Source organism: Aminobacter sp. LjRoot7, assembly GCF_964252895.1.
In the GTDB taxonomy this organism is placed as follows: domain Bacteria; phylum Pseudomonadota; class Alphaproteobacteria; order Rhizobiales; family Rhizobiaceae; genus Aminobacter; species Aminobacter aminovorans_B.
Window position 1 is genome coordinate 56,718 of record NZ_CAXUPX020000008.1, and the last position, 24,475, is coordinate 81,192.

At 64.3% G+C, this 24,475-nt stretch carries 20 protein-coding genes, 1 tRNA gene and 1 pseudogene; 12 read left to right on the forward strand and 10 right to left on the reverse strand.

Annotation, left to right across the window (positions count from 1 at the left end):
• Window positions 1-157: 157 nt before the first annotated feature.
• Entirely contained in the window at window positions 158-1,198 is a 1,041-nt protein-coding gene (locus tag ACSQ3E_RS21115) for an ABC transporter substrate-binding protein (RefSeq protein ID WP_436124199.1), read from the reverse strand.
• Between the two features lie 234 nt (window positions 1,199-1,432).
• On the opposite strand from ACSQ3E_RS21115, the gene ACSQ3E_RS21120 reads away from it, so the two are divergent.
• Window positions 1,433-2,515 carry a glycosyltransferase gene (locus ACSQ3E_RS21120; protein ID WP_436124200.1) on the forward strand — a complete coding sequence of 361 codons (1,083 nt, stop codon included), beginning with the start codon at window positions 1,433-1,435 and terminating at the stop codon, window positions 2,513-2,515.
• Between the two features lie 10 nt (window positions 2,516-2,525).
• Here ACSQ3E_RS21120 and ACSQ3E_RS21125 read toward each other — a convergent pair whose 3' ends face one another.
• From ACSQ3E_RS21125 to ACSQ3E_RS21150, 6 genes are all read right to left on the reverse strand, one after another.
• Entirely contained in the window at window positions 2,526-3,323 is a 798-nt protein-coding gene (locus tag ACSQ3E_RS21125) for a M55 family metallopeptidase (RefSeq protein ID WP_310325331.1), read from the reverse strand.
• A gap of 16 nt (window positions 3,324-3,339) precedes the next feature.
• Window positions 3,340-4,431 carry an aminotransferase class I/II-fold pyridoxal phosphate-dependent enzyme gene (locus ACSQ3E_RS21130; RefSeq protein WP_436124201.1) on the reverse strand — a complete coding sequence of 364 codons (1,092 nt, stop codon included), beginning with the start codon at window positions 4,429-4,431 and terminating at the stop codon, window positions 3,340-3,342.
• Between the two features lie 8 nt (window positions 4,432-4,439).
• A complete protein-coding gene (locus ACSQ3E_RS21135) occupies window positions 4,440-6,116 on the reverse strand; it encodes a serine hydrolase domain-containing protein (RefSeq protein WP_436124202.1) in 1,677 nt (558 codons plus the stop codon).
• A 21-nt stretch (window positions 6,117-6,137) separates the two neighbouring features.
• Window positions 6,138-7,010, reverse strand: coding sequence for an ABC transporter permease (locus ACSQ3E_RS21140; RefSeq protein ID WP_436124203.1), 873 nt, complete (start codon window positions 7,008-7,010; stop codon window positions 6,138-6,140).
• A complete protein-coding gene (locus ACSQ3E_RS21145; RefSeq protein ID WP_436124204.1) occupies window positions 7,007-8,017 on the reverse strand; it encodes an ABC transporter permease in 1,011 nt (336 codons plus the stop codon). Before ACSQ3E_RS21145 ends, ACSQ3E_RS21140 begins: the two co-directional genes overlap by 4 nt.
• Window positions 8,018-8,127: 110 nt before the next feature.
• Entirely contained in the window at window positions 8,128-10,014 is a 1,887-nt protein-coding gene (locus tag ACSQ3E_RS21150; RefSeq protein WP_436124205.1) for an ABC transporter substrate-binding protein, read from the reverse strand.
• Between the two features lie 165 nt (window positions 10,015-10,179).
• Between ACSQ3E_RS21150 and ACSQ3E_RS21155 the strand changes: the two genes are divergently transcribed.
• The 7 genes and pseudogenes from ACSQ3E_RS21155 to ACSQ3E_RS21185 all read left to right on the forward strand — a co-directional run bounded on the left by ACSQ3E_RS21155 (window position 10,180) and on the right by ACSQ3E_RS21185 (window position 19,186).
• Window positions 10,180-11,133: a LysR family transcriptional regulator gene (locus ACSQ3E_RS21155; protein ID WP_436124206.1), complete on the forward strand. Its 954-nt coding sequence runs from the start codon at window positions 10,180-10,182 to the stop codon at window positions 11,131-11,133.
• Window positions 11,134-11,393: 260 nt separating this feature from the next.
• Window positions 11,394-13,273 (forward strand): annotated as a pseudogene (locus tag ACSQ3E_RS21160) (ABC transporter ATP-binding protein).
• 49 nt (window positions 13,274-13,322) lie between these two features.
• A complete protein-coding gene (locus tag ACSQ3E_RS21165; protein WP_436124207.1) occupies window positions 13,323-14,546 on the forward strand; it encodes an alanine racemase in 1,224 nt (407 codons plus the stop codon).
• 130 nt (window positions 14,547-14,676) lie between these two features.
• Window positions 14,677-14,982 carry a hypothetical protein gene (locus tag ACSQ3E_RS21170; RefSeq protein WP_436124208.1) on the forward strand — a complete coding sequence of 102 codons (306 nt, stop codon included), beginning with the start codon at window positions 14,677-14,679 and terminating at the stop codon, window positions 14,980-14,982.
• A 243-nt stretch (window positions 14,983-15,225) separates the two neighbouring features.
• On the forward strand, window positions 15,226-16,092 hold the full coding sequence (locus tag ACSQ3E_RS21175) for a MurR/RpiR family transcriptional regulator (protein ID WP_436124209.1): 867 nt from the start codon (window positions 15,226-15,228) through the stop codon (window positions 16,090-16,092).
• A gap of 47 nt (window positions 16,093-16,139) precedes the next feature.
• Window positions 16,140-17,717, forward strand: a complete 1,578-nt coding sequence (locus ACSQ3E_RS21180) for an ABC transporter substrate-binding protein (RefSeq protein WP_436124210.1) — start codon at window positions 16,140-16,142, stop codon at window positions 17,715-17,717.
• Between the two features lie 89 nt (window positions 17,718-17,806).
• Window positions 17,807-19,186, forward strand: a complete 1,380-nt coding sequence (locus ACSQ3E_RS21185; RefSeq protein ID WP_436124211.1) for a serine hydrolase domain-containing protein — start codon at window positions 17,807-17,809, stop codon at window positions 19,184-19,186.
• A 9-nt stretch (window positions 19,187-19,195) separates the two neighbouring features.
• Here the strand turns inward: ACSQ3E_RS21185 and ACSQ3E_RS21190 are convergent, their stop codons facing one another.
• On the reverse strand, window positions 19,196-20,260 hold the full coding sequence (locus tag ACSQ3E_RS21190; RefSeq protein WP_436124212.1) for an SIP domain-containing protein: 1,065 nt from the start codon (window positions 20,258-20,260) through the stop codon (window positions 19,196-19,198).
• A 192-nt stretch (window positions 20,261-20,452) separates the two neighbouring features.
• On the opposite strand from ACSQ3E_RS21190, the gene ACSQ3E_RS21195 reads away from it, so the two are divergent.
• Window positions 20,453-20,581, forward strand: a complete 129-nt coding sequence (locus ACSQ3E_RS21195) for a hypothetical protein (protein ID WP_436124213.1) — start codon at window positions 20,453-20,455, stop codon at window positions 20,579-20,581.
• 330 nt (window positions 20,582-20,911) lie between these two features.
• On the opposite strand, the gene ACSQ3E_RS21200 is transcribed toward ACSQ3E_RS21195, so the two are convergent.
• Window positions 20,912-20,987: transfer RNA gene (locus ACSQ3E_RS21200), tRNA-Ala, on the reverse strand.
• Between the two features lie 145 nt (window positions 20,988-21,132).
• Complete coding sequence (locus tag ACSQ3E_RS21205) at window positions 21,133-21,519, reverse strand: TIGR02300 family protein (protein ID WP_436124214.1); 387 nt, start codon at window positions 21,517-21,519, stop codon at window positions 21,133-21,135.
• 174 nt (window positions 21,520-21,693) lie between these two features.
• Between ACSQ3E_RS21205 and aroA the strand changes: the two genes are divergently transcribed.
• Genes aroA through cmk form a run of 3 tightly spaced genes read left to right on the forward strand, consistent with a single transcriptional unit; the run spans window position 21,694 to window position 24,436 of the window.
• Window positions 21,694-23,034 carry a 3-phosphoshikimate 1-carboxyvinyltransferase gene (gene aroA / locus ACSQ3E_RS21210; protein WP_436124215.1) on the forward strand — a complete coding sequence of 447 codons (1,341 nt, stop codon included), beginning with the start codon at window positions 21,694-21,696 and terminating at the stop codon, window positions 23,032-23,034.
• Window positions 23,035-23,075: 41 nt separating this feature from the next.
• Window positions 23,076-23,777, forward strand: coding sequence for an SDR family oxidoreductase (locus ACSQ3E_RS21215; RefSeq protein ID WP_436124216.1), 702 nt, complete (start codon window positions 23,076-23,078; stop codon window positions 23,775-23,777).
• Between the two features lie 20 nt (window positions 23,778-23,797).
• Window positions 23,798-24,436 (forward strand): (d)CMP kinase, encoded by a 639-nt coding sequence (gene cmk / locus ACSQ3E_RS21220; RefSeq protein WP_436124217.1) that lies wholly within the window; start codon window positions 23,798-23,800, stop codon window positions 24,434-24,436.
• The last annotated feature ends 39 nt before the right edge of the window (window positions 24,437-24,475 follow it).

Sequence of the window (24,475 nt, forward strand, 5' to 3'; positions counted from 1 at the left end):
CCGGGACATCTTGTTGCGGCGTGCTACCCTTCATCGGGCGGCCGCGAAAGGCGCAGAATGCCGCAAGGGCTGTGACAGCGGCAAGAAAATGCCTCGGGCGTGGCCCCGAGCACACAATGGCGGGCGGGAAAGCCATGCCTTCCCGCCCTGAGGGCAATTACATGCCGAACACTTCATTCCAGCGATCGACCCAGTCGGTCTTGGCCGAATTGAGCTTTTCGTAGTCGACCTGCTTCAGCGAGGCGATCATGTCGGCGCCGTAGGTCCACAGCTTGGCCTGCTCCGGCGTCAGCTCGACGGCCTTGACGACCGGCGCATCGACGCCGTTCTCGGCGGTCTTCTGCTGCACTTCCTTCGACAGCACGAAGTTGATGAACTCGTGGGCGAGTTCGACGTTGGCAGCGCCCTTCGGGATGTTGATGGTGTTCAGCGTGGCGATCGCACCGTCCGACAGATTGGCCCATGCGGCGGTCGGCACGGCGGCCTGGATCTGGGCGAGCGTGAAGTCCTGGGCGACCGAAGCCGAAATCTCGCCGGTCGAGAACAGGTTCACCAACTCGGATCCGGTGTTGTAATTCTTGACGACGTTGGGCTTCAGCGCCTCGATCGCCTTGAAGGCACCGTCAGTGTCGGTGAAGGGATCGACGCCGGCATGGGTGCCAGCGATCATCACGGCCATCGGGCCGGCGGTGGTGGTGATGCCCGGCAGCGACAGCGAGGCCTTGAAGTCTTCCTTCCAGAGGTCGTTCCACGAGGTGATCGGCGCCTTGACCTTGGCGGTGTCGTAGATCACGCCGACGCGGCCGATGGTGTAGGCCGGGCCGAATTCGCCCTGCGGTGCCTTGGCGAGATCGTAGAGGCCTTCGAGGTTCGGCACCTTCGACTTGTCGATCGGCTGGAACAGGCCTTCCTTGATGCCGATCTGCGAATAGGCGTCGGTGAAGTAGGCGACGTCGACGCCCTCGCCGTTGCGGATCTTGATCTTATTGAGGCGGTCGGCGTTGTTGCCGGTCTCGAACACGATCTCACAGCCGCACTTCTCCTTGAACGGCTTGACGATGTACTCGTCGAGCTTGTCGCCGTTGAAGCCCCACCAGGAGATGGTCAGGGTCTTGCCCTGGGCGAGCGCCGGCGCGGCGACGAGGGTCGTCGCGAGGCCGGCAACGCCAGCCGCGAGAAGGGTGTGAAGTCGTGTCATGGAAAGCCTCTGTTGTTTGACGCCCTGGCACCTGCGGGCGCACGGAGGGACAATCCAGCCTATTTTCGTGACAGCTAAGGTGCAACTCCAAATGTTGTGCAACGCACATCATAATCTGCTGCATCATGAGGCGGATAGGCGCTTTCCAGGCGTCGCCTGGCGTGCTCGCTTACTATAGCCGTCTTACCGCTGCAGGTTGTGAAATGCGAAAGAGCCGGGATATGGTGCCGCGCCATGACCCAGCCCAACGCCCCAGCCAGCCAATCCGCCCAGCACAGCGACACCCGCCCACGCGTGTCGGTGGTGATGACCGTCTACAACGACCTGCGCTTCTTCGATGCGGCGGTCGACAGCATCCTCACTCAAGATTTTCGCGACCTCGAGCTTGTCATCGTTGACGACGGCACCGGCCAGGCGGAGTTGTTCGACAGCCTCGCGCGTCGCGATCCCCGTATCCGACTGGTGATCAATCCGACCAACATCGGCACCGCCGCTGCGGCCAATCGCGGCATCGAGGCATCGCGCGCCGACATCATCGTCCGGCTCGATGCCGACGACATTTCTGAGCCGGCGCGTATCGGGCGCCTGGTGGCGGCGCTCGACGAGGATCCCGAGGTCGGGCTGGTCGGCAGTGCCGTGACATTGATCGACGAAAACGACCGGGTGTTGTATGTGCGCCCCATGCCGCTGACCGACGCCGACGTGCGCTGGACGATCCTGTTCCAGTGCCCGTTCTACCATTCGACCGTCGCCTTCCGCCGCAGCTGCTACGAGGCCGCTGGACGCTACCGTCCGGAAGAGCTTGTCTCGCAGGATCATTATTTGTGGTTCGAGATGTTGCCGCACTGCCGTATGCGAAATCTTGTCGAGCCGCTGACCCGCTACCGCATAAACTCCCAGGGCCTGACGGCCACCAACGCGGTCAGACCGCGCAACCGCACACATCGCATCCGCGAAGCGCTGTGGCCAAGGATCGGCCTGACATACGATCTCTACGACGATGCGCTGGCGCTCGACATCGCCAACTTCCTCAATGGTGGCGATGTCGCCAAGGAGCGGCGGGCCGCTGCTTATGCCAGGATGCTGACGGCTCTGAAGGCGTTCCTGAAGGTAGAGCAGCCCTTCGCGCGTGCTGCCGACGCCGAAGACCGCCACCGGCTCCGCAAAAGCATCGTTGCCCGCATGCTCGCCAGCCCGCCGGGCGGAGTGCCGGGCAAGCTCGCGCTTTATGCGCAATGCTTGCCGCTCGCTCCGGGCCGGACAGTGGAGGCTGCGGTGAAGCGGCTGGCGCGCTCGTTCAGGCGACGCCGGCCATAACCCGTTCCCGCTACACGATGAAGCGTATGGCGCGCTGGATCTCGAAGAAGTCCTTGGCGTGGAAGCGCAGCGTGCGGGGGGCCGGATGCTCGACGCCGGGATACCAGCTGGCGCGATAGGCTTCGTGCGGGTTGGTGTATTCGACCACCAGTTCGAAGCTATCGGCGAGTTTCGGCAGGCAGGTCTTGAGATCGCGCGACAGCGCCTCTTCTACCCCGGCGCGGATCGCAGCGACCGAGGCCTTCGGCGTCAGCGACTTCGTGGCAGGTCCAAAACCCTCGCTGGTCGCCACGGTGCCGATGCGCGGCACCAGAAGCTTGGCCTCCGCGCACATGCCGGCGTCGCCCGCAAGGAATGCCGAAGGTACGCCATAACGCGCCGCGCACAGCGCGTTGAGCGTGTATTCGGACGCCACCTCGCCATTGATCAAAAGCCGCGACACCGTGCCCGTCAGCGTATGTGCCAGCGGGTTGGTGTCGGTGCCGGCCTTGTTGTGGTAGCCGGTGTAAAGGGCGGCCGAAAAGCTGTCGTCGATGCCGAACATCATCATGTCGGGATGGCCGCTCCAGTCCCTGACGATGGTAACATAGGCCGGCAGCTTCGACAGGATCAGGTTGCGCCCGGTTGAGTGCGCATCCTTCACCAGCACTTCCTTCGCACCGGCGGCCTTGGCGCCTTCGCAGGCCGCCACCAGCTCGTCGGTCATGTATTCGCGGAATTCTTCGTAGGCGGCATGACCCTTGCGGGCTTCGTCCCAGACGGTGATGCCGGCGGTGCCTTCGATGTCGGCGCTGATGAACACCTTCATGATGATAATCCTCGTTCTAGATAAGTTCGGCCATCGACCGCAGCAGCCGGTCGATCTGCTCGGGGGAATGCTCGGAAAACACCGCCAGCCGCATGCTCGGCACATCCGACGCATCGGAGTAGCCGCCCGGCTGCTGGACCCTGACGATGATGTCGCGCTCGGCAAGACGGTCGCGCAAAAGCTCGAGGTCGGTGGCGCCCTTGATGGTGACGATCGGCACCGGCGTGTCGGCAACCTCGAAGCCGAGGCCGCGCAGGCCGCTGCGCATCTGGCCGACATTGCGGGCCAGCCTGGCGCGCCTGTCCGTCGTCTGCAGGATCCGCAACGACGCGGCGGCGGCGGCCGCCAACCCGGGCGGCGCGGGCGAGGCGCCGCGCATGATCATCGCGTTGCGGGTGATCTTCTCTGCCAATGCCGCATCACCGGGAACGACACCGCCCAGCGCACCGAAGGCCTTGCTCATCGTGCCGGCGAGGAAATTGCCCTCGCCTTCGAGCCCGGCATGCTGCAGCGAACCGCGCCCGCTCTCGCCGAGCACGCCGACGCCGTGGGAATCGTCGATGCACAGCAAGGCGCCCTCATAGGGTGCCATCGCCTGCCTGAAATCGTTGAGTGGCGCCAGCCGGCCGGAGGACGGAAACACCCCGTCGGTCAGCACCGCTGGCCGCTGCCCTGCCCCGACATGCCGCGCCAGCTGCTCTGCCAGGTCATTGGCGTCGCCATGACGGAACTCGTGCACCGGTTTGCCCAGCGTCGGGATCGCGTCGCGGGTGCTGTAATGCGTCGCTGCGTCGATCAAGATAACGTCGAAATCCTCGCGCAGGCCCTGCAGCAGTACCATCGGGCTGGTGTAGCCCGAGATCATGTAGACGACCTCCTCGGTACCAAACCATTGGCGCAGCCGCTCCTGCAGGTCGGCATAGACCTGCATATGCGCCAGCGTGCCCGGCCCCATGCCATACTGCCTGGTGGCAGCACAGGCCGCCTCGATCACCTCGGGATGACCGTGCAGGCAGAAGTAGGAGGTGCCGCAGTAGTAGTCGACCTCGCGCCCGCCGATCACCATGCGGGCGCCGATCGGCGATTCCATCTTGAAGGGTACGGTCATGCTGCTGCTCAGGCTGCCTCCGCCCGGGACAAGGGGCGCCGCTCGAGGAACATCGGTCCGACGCGGATGCCGCGCCTGCCATGATCGTCGACAGCGTCGAGCTCGAGGATTTCGTCCTCATAGAGCTTGCCATGCATGCGGAAGCGCCCCGCCTCGACCGGCTCGCACGTGTGGGTGCAGAAATACTCGATCAGGCACTTCAGCCCGCCATGGCTGTAGCTGAGATAGGTGATGTTGAAGTCCGGGCCGTACTCGCCGAGATGCGGTTCGATCTCCACCGGCACCGCCTCGTCGACAGGCGCTTCGATGCGTGTCCAACTCGCGTCCTTCCACACCAGCTTGCCCGGTTCGGGGAAGGACAGGTTCATGTGGGCATAGCCGGCACCGCGTCCGTAGATGCGGCCGTCGATGACGAAGTCCTTGCCGGCGACGGGGCGGATCTGCAGCGGCACGCCGTCGCCCATCAGATACAGCCTACCGTCCTTGGCCTTGACCTCGACGACCTCCTGCGTGGCGTCGTCGCTGTAATAGCCGGGCAAGGATTTGAACTGCTCGTCGGCGATGACAGGCGGACGCTGCACGCGCTGCAGCGGCATGCCCATCTTGCGTTCGGACAGCGCAATACGCAGGCCGTCGACGCCGAGGCGCGAGGCGATCTGGTTGGCGAAGTCGAGCGTCGCAAACATCAGCACGCCGATGCCCGCACCTGGTAGGATCAGCATGTGCGAGGCATAGCCATAGACCGCGCCGCCATGGCCGACAGACTCCCAGCCATCGACCTCGCCGGCGCCGTAGCACAGGCCATATCCGGCCATCGACTTGTCCAGGCTGTCGGGGCGCTTGCCGAACGGCGTCCACATCTCGCGCAGCGAGGCCGGCGAAATGATCGACTTGCCCTCGGCATTGAAGCCGCCGCGCAGCAGGCACTGGACGTAACGCGCCATGTCGCCGGTCGTGGAGAAGATGTTGCCCGCCGGCGAGCCGCCGAGGCTGAACACCGGTGCCGGCGTGTCGCCGTCCAGGGTCCACATGTCGGCGGGCGCGAGCCGCTCGCGGATACCCGGCGCCATGCCGCAGGACGACTGGTTCATGCCGAGCGGCTTCATGATGTTTTCGGCGACGTAGTCGGAATAGCTCTGGCCGGTCACCACCTCGATGACCCGCCCGACGACGGCGATGCCGGCATTGGAGTAGTGCATGATGCCGATGCTCGGATCCTGCTTCAGCGTCGAGGTTGCGAGCTCATTGACTGTCTCCTCGAGCGGCGGGCGGGTGGCGTCGAGATAGTGGCCACTCTTCGGCTCGCGCACGAGACCAGAGGTGTGCGTCATCAGCTTGCGCAGGCTGATGACCGAACCATGCGGACCACCTTCGGCACTGGCGAACGGGTTGATCGGATGGAAGCCGGGCAGGTAGGTCGACACGTCGACGTCGATGTCGACAAGCCCCTTCTCCACCAGCTGCATCATCGCCAGCGAAGTGAAGGTCTTGGTGATCGAACCGATGCGGAAGCAGGTGTCCTCGCGCATGTCGAAATGGCGGTCATGGCGCTGGATGTGGCCCTCGGCCAGAACGCCGTCGCGGCCGACGAGCGCATAGGAGATCGACGGGATCGCCTTGTCCTCGACCTCGTAGCGGATCAGGTCTTCTAACAGCTCGATCGATGCAGCGGACAGGGAAGACATGATTATGCTCCTTGGCAGGTCTCAATGGGAATGGCGGGGGTCGAGCATGTCGCGCAGCGCATCGCCGACGAGATTCCACGACAGCACGAAAAGGAAGATGGCAGCGCCGGGGAAGGCCAGCGTGTACCAGAACTGGAACGGATTGCCGGGCTGGCCGACGATCCAGTTGCGCGAATAGGCGATGAACTGGCCCCAGTCGGCATAACCTTCTTCGGTGCCGACCCCGAGGAAGCTGAGCGCCGACGCCGACAGCACCATCGAGCCGGTGGCCATTGTCGCCAGCACGAGCACCGGGAACATCGCGTTGGGCAAGATGTGCAGCACGATCAGCCTGAGGTCGCTGGCGCCATAGCTCCTGGCGGCGTGGATGTAGTCCATCTCGCGGATCCTCAGGATCTCACTTCGAACGATGCGGGCGTAACTCATCCAGCCAAATGTCGTCAGCGCGATGGTGATCGGGGTGATGCCCTTGCCGAGCAGCGCGGTCAGCACCATCGCGGCGATCAGGAACGGCACCGCCATGAAGACGTCGACGATGCGCATCAGAAGCTCGTCCAGCCGACCGCCATAGTAGGCGGCGACCGCGCCCACCACCGTGCCGATCAGGACGGAGATGGCCACAACGCCCAAGCCGATCTTGAAGGCCGTGCGCGTGCCCCAGACAATGCCGTAGAAGATGTCATACTGGCCTTGGGTGGTGCCGAAGATCGCTTCCGGAGACGGCGGCTGCGGCGTGGCCAGGAAGCCGGCGCGCGGCGTGTCATAGGGCGACAATTGGTAGCTTTGCGGCGGTGCCAGGACCGGCGCGAAGATGGCGATCAAGACGAAGGCGAGAAGGATCGCAACGCCCAGCAAGGAGACCGGGTTGCGCGCAAGGTAACGAAGGGCCTTCATTGCGTCTTCACCCTCGGATCGAGCAGCGGATAGATGAGATCGACGATCAGGTTGATCACCACGAGGACGACCGCGAAATACAGCCCGAAGCCAAGAACCGCGGGAAAGTCGAGACCGGCTGCCGTCTTGGCCGCGAACTGGCCGAGGCCGGCATAGTCGAAGATGGTTTCGGTGATGACGACGCCGCCCATCATGACGGCAAGTTCCATGCCGGCGACGGTGGCCACCGGCAACAGCGCGTTGCGCCGTGCGTGCTTGAGCTCCACCACGCGACGCGGCAGGCCCTTGGCGCGGGCCGTGCGGACATAATCCTGGCGCAGCGTCTCCAGCATCGAGGTGCGCATCACGCGCGTCATGCTGGCAACGTTGACATAGGTCAGCGTGATGACGGGTGCGGCGAGATGGCGAAGCGAGTCGCCGAAGATCGCCCAATTGCCGTTCAGCAGCGCATCGACAGTGTTGGCGCCGGTGTAGCGTATGAACTCGTCGGAGCTGACGATCGTCTGCGCCCACTGGCTGAGCCGACCGGGCGGAAACCAGTCGAGCGCCGAATAAAAGATCAGCAGCATCAACAGGCCGAAGACATAGACCGGGAATGACCAGCCGAGGATGGTGAAGATGCGGATGATGTGGTCGGGCCAGCGGTTGAGGTAGATGCCAGCGCGCGAGCCGAGGAAAACGGCAAGCAAAAGGCATGGAACGAAGGCCAGGACCACCAGCTCCAGCGTCGCCGGAAACAACGACATCAGAGCCGTCGACACCGGCTGCCGGGCCGTTTCCGACCAGCCGAGATTGCCGGTCAGGATGCCGCCGATCCAGCGGCCGTACTGGATGTAGAAAGGATCGTTGAGCCCGTACTGCTCGATCATCCTGCGGATGCTTTCCTGGCCACCCTTGAGGTAGTCAGGCGACGGCGCGTAAGCCGCCAAACGCTGTGTCGGCGAGAGCGACATCTGCAGCGCAAAGATCATCAACGACAGAGCGAACAAGACGATGGGCAACATCATCAGTCGTCTGAGTGCGTAATTCAGCACGGGTTCACACGTTCCGATTTCAGGGAAAATGAAGCAGTGGGCACGTCGGGCAAGCGTTGCCGCCCGACGTGCCAATGGCCAAATCAGTCGTTGGCCTTGGTCACCGGGTAGAAGTCCCAGGCGCCATAGAGGACCATGTTATCGACATAGCCGTCGATGTTGCTGCGGGTGACGACATAGCCGAAGTCCTCCCACAGGAACTGGGTCGTGGCGTATTCGTACGACATGTCCTGCAGCTTGGCGTAGATCGGCTCGCGCACGGCGGGATCGTTCGACGCCCAGGCTTCGTCCAAAAGCGGCTTGAACTTCTCCGCCATCAGGTCGCGGTAGCCTTGGCCGACCATGCCGCCAACGAGACCGGTCGGCGAGAGGTAGTAGGTCGCAGCACCCAGTGGACCACCCGGATCGGAATAGTCGGGACCCCAGCCCATGACGGTCAGTGGAGCCGCCGGCTTTTCACGGTTGTTGATCTTATCCGAAACAGAAGCCCATGGCAGCGCCTGGATCTGCATCTTGAACTTGGGGTTGATGCGCGACAGGCCCTGCTGCAGTGCCGACAAGGAGGCGGTCAGTTGTGGATAGCCTTCCGTCACATAGGCCGTGAAGGTGAAGCCGGTGTCCCACAGCTTGCCGCCGAACGCCTTCCTGAAGTGCTCTTCAGCCTTAACCGGATCGTAGCTGTAAACAGGCGAATCCGGGCGATAGCCCATGATGCCGCGCACGGTTGGGCCGCGCGACTGGACAGTCTTGCCAAGCAGCACCTGCTTCAGCAGCGCGTCATAGTTCTGCGCGTAGTTGAAGCCCTTGCGCACGTCGATATCGCCGAAGAAATCAGGCGGAATGCCCTGGCCGTCCAGCTTGCCGCTACCGATGGCGGGGTTGTCGTTGTCGTCGAGCGGCCAGGCGAAGAAGATGCCGCGCGAGAACACTTTCTGCAGGCCGTCGATGACCTTGATGCCGTCGGTCTTGCTCAGCTCGTCGAGGAACTCCACCGGCGTGGTGGCGAAATCGGCGTCGCCCGACAAAAGCTGCAGACGCCGCGTCGTCCATTCCGGAACGGTGCGCATGACGACCCGTTCGAGCTTGGCTGGACCCATGAAATAGTTGTCGAACCGCTTCAGCGTGATGCGGCGGTCGGTGCGGTCCCACTCCTCGAGCATGAACGGGCCGGTGCCGTTCTCAGCGGCAAACAGCGGGTTGTCGCCGAGTTCGGGACGATAATGTTTCTTCCAGTCGTCGCCGGAACCATCCCAGCCGCCGACGGAGGCGACCCATTCCTTGTCGACGATCGAAGTGCCGAATGGCAGGGCGATGACGCCGAGTGTCGCCGGGAACGACTTCGGCAGCTTGAGCGTGACATTGTCCCCTTCGACGGTGATCTGCGAGGCGAGCTGGTCGTAAACCTTGCGCAGCGTCTCGGGCGTCGCATCGTTAATGGATTTGACCTTGCCTTCGGCCTCGACCCATTTGGAGATATCGGTGTATTTGCCCGCGCTGATCACTTCGGCAATCGCGCTGGACATCGACGACCGGCCCTGGAGGATGGCGCGCAGCAGTGAATAACGCACGTCCTCGGGCGTGATCTGGCCATAGCCCGGCTCAATCGTGGCCTTCTGCGCATCGGTCAGCTTGTCATAGTATTCCCAGGCGATCTTGCCGTCGGCGCCCTTGATGCCGACCTTGTGTGCGTTGACGCCCTTGCGGATCGGGAAGGTGTAGCTCACCGAGCCGTCGTCACCCTGCTTGATCAGGCCGTTTTCGAGCGACGGCACCTCTGTCGACAGCGACGGCACGAACTCGGAAATCTTCGAGCCGTTGTAGTTCAAAAGCCGGCTGTAAACGTTGAGCACGCCATACGAGCTCGGCGTGTTGTCGATGTAGGCCGGGTCGAACGACAGGATGTCGTCGGTCCACAGGAACACGAAGGTTCCAGGATTCTTGGTCTCGGCCATGGCGGGGGCAACCGTCATGCCGAGCCCTAAACTCAGGGCTAGGGCTAAGGCTCGTTTCATCATCGTTCCCTTGTGGTGGAGGCGGAAGTTTCTCTTCTCGTTGCGGAAAGGCTAGAAGAGCGCTTGCCGGTCTGTCCAATGTGTAGATAGGATGGACTATGCAAAACACGCATGAGGGCCGGCATGGAACTGCAATGGCTTGAAGATTTCCTGGAAATCGCCGCGACGCGCAATTTCTCGACGGCGGCCACCGCGCGGAATATTTCGCAGCCGGCCTTCAGCCGCCGCATCAAATCGCTGGAGAGCTGGATCGGCGCCGACCTGATCGACCGCAGCACCTATCCGGTACAGCTGACCCGCGCCGGCAACATGTTCCTGCCAGGCTGCCAGCGGCTTGTGCGGGAGGCCTATCGGCTGCGCACTGACTGCCGAAACGTCGCCGGTGAAAGCTCGGCAATGCTGACCTTCACCTCGCTGCACACGCTGGCGATGTACTTCTTTCCGAAGTGGATCAGCTCGCCGCTGATCTCGCGCATGCCGCTGCGCACCAGCATGCACGCGGCCGATTTCCTCGAAAGCGTAGACCATCTGTGCTCCGGGCAGTGCGACTTCTGCATCACCTATGTCCACCCCGACGGCCCGCCGGTTCTGGAGGGTGGACCCTTCGAAACCCTGCTAATCGGCAAGGATCGGCTCATTCTGGTGTCCGGAACCGACGAGAACGGCAGGGCGCTGTTCGACCTCGACGTGCCGGAGAGCACTGAGATTCCCTACCTCGCCTATTCCTGGAGCGACGGCTACATCGGCAAGCTGGCGACGCTGATCCAGTCGCGCTGGCGCCGGCCGCTCAACCTCAGCACCGTCTACCAGTCCGCACTTGCCGATGGCTTGAAGCACATGGCGGTCGCGGGCCGCGGCGTTGCCTGGCTGCCGCAGATCTGCGTCGCCGAGGCGATGAAGCAGGGCCAGCTCGTCCAGATCGGCGGCCAGCAGATGTCGCTTGAAATGGAGATCAGGATCTTCAGGCGGGCCGGCGCCGGCAGCCATGACAGCGACGCGCTGTGGCAGCATCTCAGGGAATGCGCCGAGCTGCCCCAGTACAAGAGCACGTTCGAGGCTGCTCTGGACGCAGCCTGACGGTCGTAAGCGTCACGAATTGTACTTTGGTCACGATATGCGAAGACAGATGAGGCAATGCGTGATGCGCATAGTTTTTACCCCGGTTATCGCGACACCTTGATTTCGCTGGCTTTTACGTCGGCATACCGCTTCACGGTCCACGCCTGACCGCCCCGAGGCAGGCAACCGCCCCAGCCGGCCCTATTGACAGAACACGGCACCGTTGCGTTCGATGCCCCGACACGACATCTCGTCGTTGAAACCGGGTCCATGTGCCGATGATCCCTGCCAAGCCCTCCCCGCCTGAACTGCCCGAGGATGTCATCCTCTCGGTCGAGGACCTCGAGGTCTCCTTCGCCGTCCGCTCCCGCGCCAGGTTCCGCGCAGTGCGTGGCATCTCCTTCACCATCTCGCGCGGCGAGACCGTGGCGCTGGTCGGCGAATCCGGTTCGGGCAAGTCGGTGACCGCGATGACCATCATGCGGCTGACCGAATATGACGGCGCCGCCATTACGGGCGGACGGGTGTTGATGCGGTTCAAGGACGGCAAGGTCGCCGACCTCGCCAAGCTCTCCGAAAAGCGCGTCGAGGCGCTGCGGGGCGCCGAAATTTCGATTGTCTTTCAGGATCCGATGTCGAGCCTGAACCCGGTCTTCACCGTCGGCGACCAGATCGCCGAGGCCGTCGTCCACCATCAGGGCAAGACACTGGTGCAGGCACGCCAGATCGCGCTCAATACGCTCAAGCTGGTGCGCGTGCCCGATGCCGAGCGCCGCCTCGACCAGTATCCACACCAGCTCTCCGGCGGCATGCGCCAGCGCGTGATGATCGCCATCGCGCTTGCCTGCCGGCCATCGCTGATGATCCTCGACGAGCCAACAACGGCGCTCGACGTAACCATCCAGGCGCAGATCCTCGATCTTGTCCGCGCGCTGCAGCAGGAGATCGGCATGTCGGTGCTGTTCATCACCCACGACATGGGCGTCGTCGCCGAAGTCGCCGACCGGGTCTGTGTCATGCTGAGGGGCGAGATCGTCGAGACGGGAACCGTCTACGACGTCTTCGCCAAGCCCAAGCACGCCTACACCCGCGCGCTGATTTCGGCGGTGCCGCGCCTCGGCAGCATGGCCGACAAGGACGCACCGGAAAAATTCCCGTTGCTGGTGTTCGAGCCCGAGCGCCAGCTCGCCGAGGCAAGCAAATGAACGCATCCTCCCCGATGAAGGAAATTGGCCGGCCGCTGGTCGAAGTCCGCAACCTGGTCACCCGTTTCGACCTCAAGGCCGGCCTGTTCGGCCACGTCTCCGGCCGCGTCCATGCGGTGGAGAACGTCTCCTTCGACATCTTCCCCGGCGAAACACTTGCGCTCGTCGGCGAGTCGGGCTGCGGCAAGTCCACCGTCGCGCGCTCGATCATGCAGCTCGACAAGCCGCGCTCCGGCTCGATCCGCTTCGACGGCGTCGAGTTGCTCGGTGCGCCGCGGCAGGTGGTGGCGAAGTTTCGACGCCAGGCCCAGATGGTCTTCCAGGATCCGTTTTCATCGCTGAACCCGCGCATGACCATCGAGCAGTCGCTGATCGACCCGATGCGGGTGCACAAGCTCGGCTCGCTGGAGACCATGCGCGCCCGCGCCGCCGACCTGATGGCCAAGGTCGACCTCGCGCCGGAGCTGCTCGAGCGCTACCCGCATGCCTTCTCAGGCGGCCAGCGCCAGCGCATCTGCATTGCCCGTGCCCTTGCCCTCAACCCGCGCCTGATCGTCGCCGACGAGGCCGTCGCCTCGCTCGACGTCACCATCCAGGCGCAGGTCATCAACCTTCTCATGGACCTGCAGCGCGACATGCAGATCGCGCTTTTGTTCATCAGCCACGACATGGCCGTGGTCGAGCGCATCGCCCACCGCGTCGCGGTGATGTATCTCGGCGAAATCGTCGAGATCGGCGACCGCCGCTCGGTCTTCGGCAACCCGCAGCATCCTTACACGCGCAAGCTTTTGTCGACCGTTCCCATCGCCGATCCGACGCGCCGTCCGGAAGGACGGGTGCCGATGTCGGACGAAATCCCGAGCGCCATGCGCGCGCCCGACTTCGTACCCGTCGAGCTGCCGATGCACCAGATTTCATCCACCCACTACGTGCGACAGGTGGCGGCGGGCTAACGACTGCCCTATCAAGCATTCCCGGTTTTCAAATCAGAGCATTCCCAAAATGACCCCTTCGAACATGTCGTTGGCGGCCGCCCCGGCGTCCGCCAGCACAGCCCACGACATTGCCGCACCCCAGGCGCAGCTGAAGATCGACGGCCTCCGGCGCCCGGCGGCGGTGGAAAGGCCGACACCCTATGTCGAGATCGACGAGACGCGCCTGACCCGCAACATGCAAGCCATGCAGGCCCGCGCCGATGCCGCCGGCCTCGTCATGTTCCCGCACGTCAAGACACACAAGAGCATCGACCTTGCCAAGCGGCAGCTGGCACTTGGCGCCCGTGGCATCACCGCCTCCAAGCCGAGCGAGGCGCTGGTTTTCGTCGAGGCCGGCATCCCCTCGGTCATCGTTGCCTATCCGATCGTCAATGCCGGCTCGCTCGACCGCCTGTTGCCGGCGGTGAAGGCGAACGGCACCGAACTGCGCACGATTGCCGCCAGCGAAACAGGCGTTGACGCGCTCTCCACCGCTGCCGTGCGCCACGGCGTCGACATCGGCGTCTTCCTGAAGGTCGATGTCGGTCTCGGTCGCGTCGGCCTCAAGCCGAACGATCCCGCGGCGATCGCTGTCTGCCAAAAGATCGCCGCCGCACCCGGCCTGCACTTCGCGGGCCTGCTGTCGCATGCCGGCCACTCCTATGCCGCCACCGATCCGGACAACCTTGCCGCTGTCGCGCGCAACGAGGCAGCGGCCTTGGCGGGCCTCGCCGCCGAGCTCAAGAACCTGGGCCTCGCAGTGCCTTGCCTGTCGGTCGGGGCAACGCCGACCTGCCTCGGCGCGCCGCTGCAGGCTGTCGACTGCATCCGCCCCGGCAACTACGTCTTCCTTGACGGCACCGCGCTCCGCCTCGGCATCTGCGGCGCCGACGATCTTGCCCTGTCCGTCGTTGCCCGCGTCGTTGCCTCCAACGACACGCATTTCATCATCGACGCCGGCTCCAAGACGATGAGTTCCGACCGTGGCGCCCATGGCATGGGCGGCAACGGTTTTGGCATCGTCATAGGCGCCGAAGGCGGCAGCGACGCCGGCGTGTGGACGCTCGAGCGGATGTCGGAAGAGCACGGCTTCGTGCCGGTGGCCGGCCGCACCTTGCCGCTCGGCAGCCGCGTCAGAGTCTTCCCCAACCACTCCTGCGCCACCATCGCCAATTTCGACAGTTTCGTCCTCCGCCGCGACGAAGGCGAAGCTTTGGCGCTGCCGGTAAACGCCCGCAACTGCCAGACCTGAGCGGGGCGCGCCCGCCACAAGCGTCCCACGCCGCTCGCGCCAACAGGCGCGCCACCCGGTTCCAATTGCCGGCCGGGCTTGTTAGTCTGGTCTGATGAAGGCAATTGCTCGTGCTTCAGCGAGGACCGCATTGTTCCTCGCCCTGGCCTTGGCGGCTGGCTGCGCATCCGGGCCCGGTTCGGTCGGCCCGGTCGATCCCCTGAAATACGACGCCATGGCCTGCGCCGAACTCGACGTCGCCATGGGCACAACAGCCGCTGGCATTTCGCGCACCGCCATCAGCCGTGGCAGCGTCGGCCAGTGGAACGTTCCGGCCTGGGCACCGGGCGGCACCAAGGCCGTCACCGCCATCCAGGACCGGCAGACGGCCAGGATCTACGGCCTGCGCCAGGAGCAGGCCGCCATCGACTCGGTCAGGCAGCGCAAGTGCCGCTAAGTTCACTGCGCGAAACACACCTGCGCTGACCCCATCAATTCCGGGCTCGATGACGTCCAAAGTTGCCTGACTAGAGGCGACCGGCGACCGCATTCGCCTTCACAGTCCTCATGGCCAATTCCTCTCTGGCAGGACCGAGCACAGTGCATCGCGTGCGCCTCTCGCTCATCCATAATGTCAGAAAAATAACACTGTTGATTAAATTTCAGAAAACTGACAGTCTGATTTGCAGGAGGAGAACAGATGAGCGGAACGGTACGCCAACGATTGACAGACAGCCTGCAGAATGGCGCCGGTGCGAGCCGGGCCATCGCCACCTACATGCTGGCCAATCTCAGTGAACTGCCGTTCGAAACTGCGATGGCCGTCGCCGAAAAGGTCGGCGTCAGCGAACTGACGGTCGGCCGTTTCTGTCGCTCGATCGGCTATCAGCACTTCAAGGATCTCAAGGCCGACCTCAAGATCGATGTCTCCGACAGCCCGTGGCTGATCGGCGACCGGCTGCGTGAGTTCCAAGCGAGCACCCGCGAAGGTGGCGGCGACCTGGCAAGGAGCCTCGAGCTCGAACTCGCCGCCACCGTTCGGGTCTACGAGCTGGTCCGGACGCCGCAATGGGCTTCCGTGGTCAAGCGCCTGGCGACGGTGAAGCATGTCTACATCACCGGCTTCCAGAGCGAGCGCGGCATCGCAGCGACCATGGCCCACCTGCTGCAATATGTCAGGGACGGCGTGCATCTTGTCGATCATTCCTCGGGCAATTTTTCCGAGGTGCTGCTCGCCGACCCGAAAGACTCGGCGCTCGTCCTGTTCGATGCCCGCCGCTATTCCCGCCAGGCGGCCCTTCTGGCGCGCCGAAGCACCGACGCCGGCATGCCGGTGACGCTTGTCACCGACCTGTTCTGCGACTGGGCGCATGACTGCACCAGCGAGGTCTTCGCAGTGCCTTCGGAAATCAACCTGTTCTGGGACACCAACGGGCCGATGCTGACCCTCATCCACCTGATGCTCAACGGCATCATCGGCGAGCTCGGGCCGGAGGTCGAGGACCGGCTCGACCGGCTGTCCGGTCTCTATGGCGACTTCGTCGGCCACGCCGGCCGCAAGACGTAGCGCCGCTACCCGCACACACTTCACAACGCAATCCTTGGGAGGGGTTCATGAACCGTCGCAGGTTCCTATTTTCTGCATCCATCATTTCGTTTGGCATCGCCGTCGGGCTGCTTTCGCCCGCGCCTGCAATGGCCCAGGAAACCGAAGCGACAATCGTCATCGGCCGACAGGAGTCGGGTGCCGCCAGCTACGATCCGATCCGCGCCGTTACCCTCAACATGGCCGCCGGGCTGATCTACGACCGCCTCGTCGAGCAGGCCGCAGACCAGTCCTATCATCCGCATCTCGCCAGTTCCTGGGAGGTCAGCCCCGATGGCCTGAGCTGGACCTTCGAGCTGCGCAAGGACGTGACCTTCACCGACGGCGAGCCGTTCAATGCGGCGACCATCGCCTGGTGGATTCCCAAGTTCAAGGGCACCGAGAACGAGTACATGGTCGACGCCATCGAGCGTGTCGAGGTCGTCGCCGACCACACCGTGCGCTTCGTTCTGAAGCGTCCCGAGCCGAACCTGATCTTCAACCTCGCCATGATGAACATGGGCATTCCGAGCCCGAAGGCCTATGAGGCGGGTGGCCAGGACTATGGCGTCATCGAAGCCGTCGGCACCGGCCCCTACAAGCTCGAAAGCTTCGTCGTCGGCCAGGAAACCATCCTCGTCGCCAATGAGGACTACAACTGGGGCAGCGCGCTGACGGAGAACAAAAGCGCGCCGCACATCAAGCGCCTGACCGCGCGCGAAATCCCCGACGCCTCGACCGCCTTCCTCGAACTCAAGACCGGCGGCGTCGACATGCTGCTCGACGTGCCGACCGACTTCCTGCCGCAGCTGAAGAACGAGGCCGACATCGACCTCCGGGAGCTCCCCGGCTATGGCGTGACTTTCGTCGCCATCAACACCCAGGCAGCACCCTTCACCGACATCGGCGTGCGCCAGGCGACAGCACTTGCCATCGACCAGGCTGCTATCTTGAAGAGCGTCTATGGCGGTGTCGGCAAGGAAGCGCACCAGTTCCTGGTCGCGGCACTGGGCGAAGCCAAGGTCGATCCGGTGCTGGAGATCAGGCACGACGCCGCCAAGGCCGCCAGCCTGCTCGACGAGGCCGGTTGGGTGCGCGGCGCCGATGGCGTCCGTGCCAAGGACGGCAAGCCGCTCGTAGTCCAGCTCTGGGCCCGCGCCGACACCGAATACAAGCGCACCGCCGAGATCATCCAGGCGCAGCTCAAGGCCATCGGCGTGAAGGCCGAGATCACCGTGTTCGACGCCGGTACCTATCGCGACCAGTTCCGCAAGCCCGAACGCGAGCTTGTGCTGCAGCCCTATTCCTGGACCAATGCCGACATTCTCGACTGGTTCTTCAGCGCCAAGCGGCTGGATTCCTGGAACCTGTCGATGTGGAACGACCCGAAGTCCGAGGAGCTGCGCGAGCTCGCCATGTACGGCTCGAAGTCCTGGGACGAGCGCGTCACGAATTTCCGCAACTTCCACGGCCAGCTGCTCGCCAATTTCGTCGGCGCGCCGGTCCACGAACCGGCCCAGACCATGGTCTTCAACAAGACCCGGCTTGCTGCACCCCAGCCGTTCCGGGCGCCCTATTCGCTCGTCGACGTCAAGCCCGCCGACTGACGCCCCAACCCGAACCGAAAGTCGGCATCGGACCATGCGGCGCGACAGCGCCGCATGCATGCCACCGCACGCAATGAAAGACACTGGCAATGGACATTTTGGAAAAACCCGCCACCGGCCTCGCCGCCGCGCTGGCACACCACCTGAAACAGGAGATGGAGCACAGCAAAATCCCCGGCCTTGGCGTGGCCATCGTCCATGACGGAGAGATCTTGCATCTCGGTGGCTACGGCCTTGCCGACGTCGAGCACAACGTGCCTGCCACATCGGACTCGATCTTCCATTCGGGTTCGACCGGCAAGATGTTCACCGCCGCCGCCGTGCTGCTTCTGGTGCAGCAGGGCCGTCTCGATCTCGACGATCCGGTCAGGCGCTATCTGACCGAAGGGCCGGAGACATGGGCTGCTATCACCATCCGCCAGCTGCTGACGATGATGAGCGGCCTCGGCAATTTCGGCGATGCCTTTGCGCCGGCGCCGATCGAAAACGACGTCGTGCCGCTCAATCTCTGGCAGGACCACAGCGACGCCCAGCTGCTGGCACTGGCCAGCCTCTCGCCGCTCGCCTTCGCCCCTGGCGAAAGCTACCGCTATTCCAACACCAGCTACATCCTGGCATCGCTGATCGTCGCCCTCGTCAGTGGCAAGCCTTACTACGCGCTGCTGCGCGAGCAGCTGTTTGCGCCGGCCGGCATGGCCAGCGCCCGCGACGCCAGCTGGACGGACATCGTGCCCAACCGCGCGCAGGGCTACAGCCGCGACAATGGCGAGCTGCGCAACCGCTGCTGGACCGCACCGACGTTGCTGCGCACCGGCGATGGCGGACTGTTTTTCTCGCCGCGCGACATTGCCCGCTGGTTCATCGAGCTGGACCGGCCGCAGGTGTTCCGCCCCGACATCGTCGACCAGATGTTCGAACCGGCGCTGATGCGCGACGGCCGCCCGGCGATCAATGGCTATGCGCTTGGCTGGCAGAATTCCGAAGTGCGCGGACAGCGCAAGATCAGGCATGGCGGCACCTGGTATGGCTTCCGCGCCGAGCTCGCCCGCTTCCCGGCCCAGAAACTGTCGGTCGCGGTGCTGGCCAATATCGACGACGCCCAGGTCGCGCGCATCGCGGCTGAGATCGCCGGCATCGTCGACGCTGCCGTGGCTCCATACGAGCCGATCGCCGACAGCGCACCCGAGCGCACAAACGCGGACAATGGCCTGATCAGGGCGATAGCTGCCCGCAATGCACCGCGCGACGCCTTCACCGGCGAGGCCTGGCAGCTATGGAGCAACCACTGGTTCGAACAGGTCATCGTCGAGAGCGAATCCGACCTTGGCCCGGCGCCGCTCGAACTCGTCGACGACGACGGCAACGGCCGACGCCGCTACCGCCTGCCGACCGGGCGCTATCACATGCACTGGACCGTCGCCCGCCAGTCGGACGGCCGCGTCAGCGCAATGCGCTTTCACATGGAGTGATCGCCGCGATCAGCCGGCGTCGCCTCGCGTCCAGTAGGCCGAGGCGATCGTCTGATCGCGGCCCAGCGACAGATCGCTGCGCCAGTGGTCACGCACGCGTTTTGCCGCCTCGGCTTCCGCCGCGAACCAGCCGAAGCCTGATACCTGCTCCGGCCAGGCAGCCGACATGACCGTATCGGCGAGAACAGTGCTCTCGCCGCCTGCTACACCGTTGCGGTACAGCCACTTCACCTCGATCGCGGTCTGATTGTCGATCTGCTGGCGTTCGCCCTCGTCGGCAACTTCGATGAAGGCGACGCCGCGCGCCGTTGCCGGCAGGCTTTCGAGCATGCGTCCTACCGCCGGCAGGCCGGTTTCGTCGGCGCCCATGACAAACCAGTCGGCCGGCCTGAGCGGACGTCCGACCGGTCCCAATATGCCGACCTTGTCCCCCTCGCGTGCAGCCGACGCCCAGTTGGAGCCGACGCTCTCGCCTTCGTGGATCAGGAAATCGACGTCGAAATGCCCGCCGGCCACATCCAGCCTGCGGATGGTATAGACCCGCGATGGCGGGCGCCTGGTTTCGTCCGGCCACGACACAAGGCCGTTGTTGCCGCGCACCGGCCAGACCGGGTCCGGCACGCTGGCCGTCGGAAACAGCATGCGGATGTGCAGGCCGCCAAACGAGGCGAAGCGTTCGAGGTTAGTCGCCTTGAGCCGGACCCGCTTCATGTGCGGCGTAAGCTCCATCGCGTCGACGACGGTCGCCAGGCGAAACTGCTCCAGCTCGCCCTGGCCCGACAGGTCGCCCTGCCACACGATCTGCGGCTGGCTCTCGCTGGCGTAGAACTCCACCGACGTCGCCATCAAATCCTTGAGCCGGGCCAGGCCGTCGGGATGCGGCGACCTGGCTCGCATGATCAGTGCACCCTTGGGCATCACCAGCGAGGCTTCGCCAAAGAGGAAGCGGAAATTGACGGCATCGCCCTCTTCGCTTGCGCTCGCGTCGAAGCTTTCCAGCCGGTCGCGGATCTTCTCGAGCTGATCAGGCGAAAGCTGCAGCTGCAGTTCAGCGCGGGATTGAAGGTCGGTCATGTCAGTTCGCTTCCGGTTCGTGTCACTTCAGGCCCCCAGGTCATCCACCTGGGCAAATTGCTGGCTGAATGTGCGGGTGCCGCACCGAGCTGGCTCGACGGGTATCGGTCTCCCCGCGTCATGGGCTTGAGTAGTTAAACTTGATTATGATAGTCAAGTTAATTCATTGCCGCAGCCCCCAGGACCGACGACATGGACCGTGCAGAGCCTTTCAGCTTCCCGGCAAGCCCGACAGCCTTGCTCCGGTCGCGCGCCATCGCCCGCGCTGCCCTGCTTTGCCTGCTGCTCGCGGCGCTCACCATGCCGGCCAGCGAATCGTGACGCGCGGGTGGGACGTCGTCCTGATGATGAACGACGGCAAAGGAGGCCGACGCCGGAGCAGGTGTTTTCCATCCCGGCGCTGAGCACCACGCCCGCCGTGGCGAATCGGGGCACTGGTCGTGCTCGACGGCGCCTATATGATCGCGTTCAGCCCACGCACGGCGGACGCGGTGCGCGATCTGGCCGCAGCACTCCATCCGGACAAGGCGGGTACGCCAGCCAACTGAGCGGATGCGGCCGAAATCTTGATGTGACTAAGGAAAACAGGTTCGGCACGACGAAGCGGCCTGCTGGCCACTGTCTCTAACGTGCTGACTTCGTGAAGAAATTTGGTGGAGCCAAGCGGGATCGAACCGCTGACCTCCTGCATGCCATGCAGGCGCTCTCCCAGCTGAGCTATGGCCCCACACCGGCCTGGACCGGGTGCCGTTTCCGGCAAAGGTCGGCGCGAATTTGTCGTCCGCGCCGGTGTTGTTGGCGGCTTCTAGCGCCGCATTCGACCATTGGCAAGCCTTGATCGAAACCTTTTTTCGGTTTCCCGAAAAGCCGTGTCAGATCTCGTCGTCGTCGTCGCCGACGCCGATCATGTCGGATACGTCGTCGTCTTCTTCTTCCTCGTCGGCGAGGAAGGTATCGTCATCGTCGTCGCCCAGATCGACATCATCGTCGTCCAGATCCGGCAGGTCGTCGCCGCCCTTGGCCTCGTCGTCGGCATCCTCCAGGGACACGACTTCGGCGCCTTCATCCTCGGCGTCGAGCTCCTTGGCTTCGACTTCCTCTTCTTCCTCGAGGATGGCGGCGATCTTGCCATCGTCGAAGTAGGAACGCGGATATGCCTTGCCCGTGTAGGGCGAGACGATCGGGTCCTTGTTCAGGTCATAGAATTTTCGGCCCGTCTCCGGGTCGACGCGTTTTGTGCCAAGTTCGGATTTCGCCACGTCAGGCCTCGTCTTTCTCGATTTTGGTCCCCTTAGCCGCAGTTTGTGGCGCTGTCAAAGCCAAATCCCCCGGCAGGGGCAATGGGGGATGACCATCACGACAATCGATGCTACGACACCGCCGCAATCATTGGGAAAGCCCGGTTTCGCGGGCGTCCCGCACGAGGAACCACCATGTCGCATCAAGCTGTGCCCCAGCCGGCCGTCGCCCGGAAGTCGAAATCCCTGTCTGGCACCGCCCGCGTGCCCGGCGACAAGTCGATATCGCACCGCTCCTTCATGTTTGGCGGCCTGGCCTCCGGCGAAACCCGGATCACCGGCCTGCTCGAGGGCGAGGACGTGATGCGCACCGGCGACGCGATGAAGGCGATGGGCGCCCATATCGAAAAGCGCGGCGACGAATGGGTCATCAAGGGCACCGGCAACGGCGCGCTTCTGCAGGCTGAAGCGCCGCTCGACTTCGGCAATGCCGGCACCGGCTCGCGCCTGACAATGGGCCTGGTCGGCACCTATGACATGGAAACCACCTTCATCGGCGACGCCTCGCTGTCGGGCCGGCCGATGGGCCGCGTGCTCGATCCGCTGCGCCAGATGGGCGTGCAGGTGCTGAACGCTTCCCCCGGCGACCGCATGCCGCTGACGCTGCGCGGCCCGCGCCAGGCAGCGCCGATCAGCTACCGCGTGCCGATGGCGTCCGCCCAGGTCAAGTCCGCCGTGCTGCTCGCAGGCCTCAACACGCCCGGCATCACCACCGTCATCGAGCCGGTGATGACCCGCGACCATACCGAAAAGATGCTCAAGGGCTTTGGCGCCAACATCGAGGTGCAGACCGACGAGCAGGGCGTGCGCCACATCTTCATCGAAGGCCAGGGCAAGCTCACCGGCCAGGTCATCGCCGTTCCCGGCGACCCGTCCTCGGCCGGCTTCCCGCTGGTGGCAGCGCTCATCGTTCCGGGCTCCGACGTAACCATTGAAAACGTGCTGATGAACCCGACCCGCACCGGCCTGATCACGACGCTGATCGAAATGGGCGGTTCGATCGAGATCCTCAACCGCCGCAATGCCGGCGGCGAGGACGTCGCCGACCTGCGCGTGCGCGGCTCCGAACTCAAGGGCGTCAAGGTGCCTGCCGAGCGCGCGCCGTCGATGATCGATGAGTACCCCGTTCTTGCCGTCGCCGCCTGTTTCGCCGAGGGCGAAACGCTGATGCAGGGGCTGGAAGAGCTGCGCGTCAAGGAATCCGACCGCCTAGCGGCTGTCGCCCGCGGCCTCGAAGCCAATGGCGCCGACTGCACCGAAGGCGAGACAACGCTTTCCGTCCGCGGCGTGCCCGGCGGCAAGGGCCTCGGCGGCGGCACCGTCAAGACCCACCTCGACCACCGCATCGCCATGAGCTTCCTGGTCATGGGCCTGGCTTCCGAAAAGCCCGTCACCGTCGACGACCAGGCGATGATCGCCACGAGCTTCCCGGAATTCATGGGCCTGATGGCCGATCTGGGAGCGGAGATCGAGTAGACCGCCGCATAATACCGGCAACGCAACCGAGGAGCGAGCTTATGACCAACAAAGTAGCGATGATCGTCGGCGGCGGCAGCGGCATGGGGGCTGCGGCGGCGAAGAAGCTGGCGGCAGACGGCTATGCCGTCGCCATCCTGTCGTCATCGGGCAAGGGCGAGGCGCTGGCCAAGGAGCTGGGTGGGCTCGGCTTCACCGGGTCCAACCAGTCGAATGATGACCTCAAGCGTTTCGTCGAGTTGACGATGGAAAAGTGGGGCCGCATCGACACGCTGGTCAACGGCGCTGGCCATGGGCCACGCGCGCCTCTGCTCGAGATCACCGACGAGCAGTGGCACACCGGCATCGACGTCTATTTCTTGAATGTCGTGCGCGCGACGCGCCTCGTGGCGCCTATCATGGTTGCCCAGAAGGGCGGCGCCATCGTCAACATCTCGACCGCATGGGTCGGCGAACCGGCGGCGATGTTCCCGACCTCGGCTGTGGCGCGCGCCGGCCTCGCCGCCTACGTCAAGCTCTTCGCCGACCAGTACGCCCCGCATAATGTCCGCATGAACAACGTGCTGCCGGGCTGGATCGACAGCCTGCCGCAGACCGACGAGCGCCGCGACGGCGTGCCGATGCAGCGCTATGGCACCTCGGCCGAAATCGCCGCGACCATCGCCTTCCTCGCCTCCGAGGGCGCCGCCTACATCACCGGCCAGAGCCTGAAGGTCGATGGCGGCCTGATGCGCGGCGTCTGACCAAGGATCCGCGCCAGGACATGCCTGCTTCAATCACAATCGCCATCGACGGCCCGGCGGGCGCCGGCAAGGGCACGCTCGCCCGCCGGCTCGCCGACTATTACCACCTGGCGCTGCTCGACACCGGGCTGACCTATCGCGCCGTCGCCCACATGCTGATTGAGAAGGGCTGGCCACTCGACGACGTAGCGCACGCCATCGAGGCGGCGAAGCTCGTCGATCTCGGCCATCTCGACCGCAAGGTGCTGTCGGCGCATGCCGTCGGCGAGGCGGCATCGAAGGTCGCGGTCATCCCCGAGGTACGCAAGATCCTTGTCGACAAGCAGCGCGCATTCGCCAAGGCACCGCAAGGTGCGGTGCTCGACGGCCGCGACATCGGCACCGTCGTCTGCCCGGATGCCGACGTGAAGCTCTATGTCACGGCCAGCGCCGAGGTTCGCGCCCAGCGCCGGCTGGCCGAGATCGAGGCCAATGGGGGCAGCGCCGATTTCACTGGTATCCTCGCCGATATCGTCCGCCGCGACGAGCGCGACACCGGCCGCGCCGACTCGCCTTTGCGTCCCGCCGACGACGCGCACTTGCTCGATACGTCGGAAATGGATATAGAAGCCGCGTTTTCCGCAGCCAGGGATATCGTTGATCGGGTCCTTGGAAGCTGAGAACAGGCTGAAATCTCCGGATTTCGCCACTTAACCGAC